Origin of the sequence: Mesorhizobium sp. M7A.F.Ca.CA.002.09.1.1 (genome assembly GCF_003998555.1) — a bacterium.
Taxonomy (GTDB): Bacteria; Pseudomonadota; Alphaproteobacteria; order Rhizobiales; family Rhizobiaceae; genus Mesorhizobium; species Mesorhizobium ciceri.
Genome location: NZ_RZRR01000614.1, coordinates 1 through 3,475 on the forward strand (window position 1 = coordinate 1; position 3,475 = coordinate 3,475).

Sequence of the window (3,475 nt, forward strand, 5' to 3'; positions counted from 1 at the left end):
GTCCACGGTCGAGCATCAGCGCGGCGTTCTCGGCGATTGCGCCGCCGCCGCGCAGGAACGGGCCGTCGAACTTGAAAAGAGGTTGCGCTTGCTCCAGCGCAGCACCCCCGATCAAAGCGTGGTCCGCGCAACGCCGAGCGCCGGGCAGCGCGCCGAGGACGTGGCCGAGCATCGGCGCCAAACCTCGGAAACCGAGATTGCGAATTTACGCCAGGAGCGCGACGCGGCGCGCCGAGACTGTGGCGCGGTGAAGGTTCAACTCGCCGATCTCCGCTTGCGCGGCATGACCGACGAACTCGCGCATGCCCGTTGCCGCAACGAGAACCGCCAGCTTCACCAAAGGCTGGAAACGCTGACACGCCAGGATCCGCCCAGCGGACCGGCAGCCGATGACAGCGCCGACCTAGAACGGACATTCGACGAATTGCTGGCAGCTGGCGAGATCGGCCCGGCCAATGACGGCGACCCCAGCGTGGCGCGCAAAGCGTGTTGATCGCCTGCTGAGACGTATCGGGAGCCAAAGCGACCGTGACGCCCTTCGTCTATTGAACTTCGAGTGGCCTGCCACCCGAAGCTCGGAGAGCGAAGGGTGGTGCCCCTAGCCGGGATCGAACCAGCACTCCTTGCGGAACTCGATTTTGAGTCGAGCGCGTCTACCAATTCCGCCATAGGGGCTCAGGCCGGGCGGCCTGGATGGCGCGGGACTATACGGTTGGAGGCCTGTTCGTCAACTGGCCAATTCCTCGTCGCCCCGGATGCGACCAAACTGCGCCTTTCGATTTCGTGACGGGGCTGCCATTGTGCAGCGCGGAAAATCTTTCTAGACAGGCGGCGCATCAAAGCGCGGCACGTCTGCGGGGACGGATGGCGTGCGCTGGGTCTTTGTTCTGTGCATGCCGTTACACCCCAACCTGCCTGCGCAATTGAACGACACGCATTAGGAGTGCCGATGCTTCGCGGACTTTACGACTGGACCCTGTCGCTGGCGGCCCGCAAATCCGCCGAATGGTGGCTGGCCTTCATCGCCTTCGTCGAAAGCTCGGTGTTCCTGGTGCCGGCCGACGTGCTCTATCTGCCGATGGCGCTGTCGCGGCCGGATCGCGCCTACCGCTATGCGCTGATCGCCACCGTCGCCTCGGTGCTGGGCGGCATCGCCGGCTGGTTCATCGGCCACTATGCCTATGACGCGGTCGCCAGGCCGATCCTCGAATTCTACGGCAAGTACGACGAGTTCGAGCAACTGCGCGCGGGCGCCGGCGTCGGCTTCATCGTCCTGATGCTGATCACGTCGGGTGCCGCCCACCTGCCGCCGATCAAGGTGGTGACGATCCTGTCCGGTGTCATCGGCGTCAATTTGCTGCTGTTCATCGTGCTGGCGATCGTGGCCCGCGGCGCCCGCTTCCTGCTGCTCGCCTGGCTGCTGCGCCGCTATGGCGAACCGATCCGCGAATTCATCGAAAAGCGCCTCGGCCTGATCGCCGGCGCCGGCGCGGTTGCCCTGATTTTGCTCTATATCCTGGTCAAATACGCGTTCTGAACAGAACCATTGCAAGCCGGACGGACCGATTGAAATGACAGCGACCATGAATGCCGACACCGGACGCCAGCGCACGCTGACCGCCTTGTTCCTCGCCGTCGCCATGGCCGCCACCGTTGGCTCGGCGCTCGGCTTCCAGTATCTCGGCGGCTATATCCCCTGCCACCTCTGCCTCGAACAGCGCACGCCCTACTATATCGGCGTCCCGCTGATGGTGCTGGCGGTGATTGCGTCGATGCTGCACGCACCCAGCTGGCTGACGCGCGGCCTGCTGGCCGTCGGCGGCATCCTGATGCTCTACGGCCTCTATCTCGGCGTCTACCACTCCGGCGTCGAATGGCAGTGGTGGGCCGGCCCGACCGATTGTACCGCAGGCGCCGGACCGGTCGACACCGGCGGCAAGGGCGTGCTCGACGCGCTCGACAAATTCGTGCCGCCGTCCTGCGACAAGGCCGCTTTGCGCATCCTCGGCCTGTCGCTGGCCGGCTGGAACGCCATCGCCAGCCTGATCCTCGCCGCCGTCGCCTTCCGAGCCGCTTTCGCCCGCGACTAAACCAATTCGATTGAACGGCGCGACGCAGAGTTCGAGCAAAAATTCGCCAGGCTGAGTCGGATGGCGCGGCTTTCGAGAACCGGAGCGGAGCGTACTGAAGTACGTGAGCACCGGAAGCGCAGAAAGCTGCGTCAGGCGGCCAGCATGGCGGATTTGTGCCGAACTCTATGGTTCGAGTTCGACATCCCAGTAGAGATAATCCATCCAGCTCTCATGCAGATGGTTGGGCGGGAACAGGCGGCCATTGTTGTGCAGATCGTGCACCGTCGGCTGGAAAGGCTTCTGCAACGGCCACATCTTGGCATGCGCCGGCATCATGCCGCCCTTCCTCAAATTGCACGGCGAACAGGCGGCAACGACATTCTCCCACGTCGTCGCGCCGCCGCGATGGCGGGGGATGACGTGATCGAAGGTCAGGTCCTCCGGCGTGCCGCAATACTGGCACTGGAAGCGATCGCGCAGGAAGACGTTGAAGCGGGTGAAGGCCGGGTGCCTGGAGGGCTTCACATAGGCCTTAAGACTGACAACGCTCGGCAGCTTCATCGAGAAGGTCGGCGAGGAGACGGCGTGCTCGTATTCGGCGACGATGTTCACCCGGTCGAGGAACACCGCCTTGATAGCGTCCTGCCACGACCAGAGCGACAAGGGGTAATAGCTGAGCGGACGGTAATCCGCATTCAGCACCAGTGCTGGAAGCCCATCCGGAGATACGGCAACCGTCACGTGTTCACCTCCTTGGTTCTAGACCCGAACGGCACGGATACTGTAAGCCCGACATGACAGGGATGTGAAGCGGATTGTCGCGTCGCTGAAGCGCCAAAAATGCATGATTTTTATGATTTTTCGCGGATTCAGGCCGGCGGCGCGGCGTCCCGCCCTCTGGTTTCACGATAATAGGACCAGAAAAGCCGCGATGCGACACCTCGCCACGGGCTCCATGATTCGGCCAATGCGATCAGCGTTTTCTCCGGCGGACGCGGCTCGATGCCGAGCGCGTGGCCGACCGCGCTCTGCAGCGCGACATCACGCGCGGGGAAAATGTCGGGGTGCCCGGCGGCGAATAAGAGGTACACTTCCGCCGTCCACGGGCCGATGCCGGACACCGCCGTCATCGTCGTGATCGCCTCCTCGGCATCGAGCGAACAGAGGTGATGCAGGTCGAGGCCGTCGACCACGGCCTGGGCAATTGCGATCAGGCCGCGCTGCTTCGGCCGCGACAGGCCGGCCTCGCGAAACATGTCCTCGCCGGCGGCCAGGATCGCCTGCGGCGTCAGCGGATCGACGAGCTTGGTCAGCCGGCCGAAGATCGCATCGGCGCTGGCGCGGGACACTTGCTGCGAGACGACGATCGACGCCAGGCTTCGAAACCCCGGTTCGGACAGCCG

5 protein-coding genes and 1 tRNA gene are annotated in these 3,475 nt (G+C 64.1%); 3 read left to right on the forward strand and 3 right to left on the reverse strand.

The annotated features are described in order from the left end of the window. On the forward strand, positions 1-493 hold a 493-nt coding region (locus EN994_RS23090), incomplete at its 5' end, for a hypothetical protein (RefSeq protein ID WP_164746099.1). A gap of 97 nt (positions 494-590) precedes the next feature. Here EN994_RS23090 and EN994_RS23095 read toward each other — a convergent pair. Further along, positions 591-675 (reverse strand) — tRNA-Leu (locus EN994_RS23095). Between the two features lie 274 nt (positions 676-949). Here EN994_RS23095 and EN994_RS23100 point away from each other — a divergent pair. Both EN994_RS23100 and EN994_RS23105 read left to right on the forward strand, forming a co-directional pair. Then, complete coding sequence (locus EN994_RS23100; protein ID WP_013529435.1) at positions 950-1,537, forward strand: YqaA family protein; 588 nt, start codon at positions 950-952, stop codon at positions 1,535-1,537. 34 nt (positions 1,538-1,571) lie between these two features. Then, complete coding sequence (locus EN994_RS23105; protein ID WP_063169081.1) at positions 1,572-2,090, forward strand: disulfide bond formation protein B; 519 nt, start codon at positions 1,572-1,574, stop codon at positions 2,088-2,090. A 165-nt stretch (positions 2,091-2,255) separates the two neighbouring features. Here the strand turns inward: EN994_RS23105 and EN994_RS23110 are convergent, their stop codons facing one another. Together EN994_RS23110 and EN994_RS23115 are read right to left on the reverse strand one after the other, a co-directional pair. Further along, positions 2,256-2,813, reverse strand: a complete 558-nt coding sequence (locus EN994_RS23110; protein WP_006328497.1) for an HNH endonuclease — start codon at positions 2,811-2,813, stop codon at positions 2,256-2,258. 128 nt (positions 2,814-2,941) lie between these two features. Beyond that, positions 2,942-3,475: DNA-3-methyladenine glycosylase (locus tag EN994_RS23115; protein WP_164746100.1), on the reverse strand; the 534-nt coding region annotated here is incomplete at its 5' end.

What these genes read in the sequence shown, in the direction of transcription:
- EN994_RS23100 (WP_013529435.1), top strand. Translation starts at nt 950, where the DNA reads ATGCTTCGCGGACTTTACGACTGGACCCTGTCGCTGGCGGCCCGCAAA.
- EN994_RS23105 (WP_063169081.1), top strand. Translation starts at nt 1,572, where the DNA reads ATGACAGCGACCATGAATGCCGACACCGGACGCCAGCGCACGCTGACC.